This is a genomic window from Paracoccus aminovorans (assembly GCF_001546115.1).
GTDB lineage: Bacteria > Pseudomonadota > Alphaproteobacteria > Rhodobacterales > Rhodobacteraceae > Paracoccus > Paracoccus aminovorans_B.
Genome location: NZ_LNBC01000052.1, coordinates 1 through 803, shown reverse-complemented (window position 1 = coordinate 803; position 803 = coordinate 1). Strand labels below are relative to the sequence as shown.

The following is an 803-nucleotide window of genomic DNA, read 5'->3' as shown; positions in this document are numbered from 1 at the left end:
TGCCCTGCCTACCAATTTTGGACCATCTAAAGCCGGAGTTTCCGGCCTTTGTCACGGCGGCGGGCTGGTGACGCCGTCGGGAAAGTGCAGCGCGCTCGGGACGTTGTATCCGATGGCGCTGTGGGGTCGATCATCGTTGTAGTGTCTGCGCCAATCCTCCAGCTTTTCGGCCGCGTCCGCAAGGCTCATGAACCAGTGCGCGTTCAGGCATTCGGACCTGAGCTTACTATTGAAAGCCTCGATGAAGCCGTTGTCTGTCGGCTTGCCGGGGCGTGAAAAGTCGAGCGTCACGCCCTTGGCGTAGGCCCAGAGATCCAGGTCGCGCGAGATGAATTCGCTGCCGTTGTCGACCCGGATTGTCTTCGGGTAGCCGACTTTTGTGCAGATCCGTTCCAGCGTCGTGACCACGTCCTCGCCGCGATATTGGAACCGCACGTCCGTGGCGGGGCAATAGCGGGAATGGGTGTCGACAATGGTTAGGATCCGCAGCTTTTTACCCAAGGCCAGTTGGTCATGGACAAAATCCATGGCCCATACATCATTCGGCCCGACGGCTTCCGCACGGTCGTCACGCAACTTGGCCTTCACCCGCCGTTTTGGGGTCTTGTTCCGCAGCTGCAGTCCCAAGGCTTTGTAAACGTTATAGACCATCTTAATGCTGACCTCCCAGCCCTCCCGGTCTAGGACAACGTAAACGCGGCGATAGCCATAGCGCACACGCGTCTCACAGATCTCCCGGATCCGCCGTTTCAGCTCTGCCGGATCGGTGCGGCGGGATTTGTAGTGGTAGCTCGAGCAGTCAA

1 protein-coding gene is annotated in these 803 nt (G+C 59.0%); it reads right to left on the bottom strand.

The annotated features are described in order from the left end of the window. Window positions 1–51 precede the first annotated feature (51 nt). A partial coding sequence (locus ASV56_RS22315; protein WP_062564136.1) for an IS3 family transposase occupies window positions 52–803 on the bottom strand: 752 nt, incomplete at its 5' end.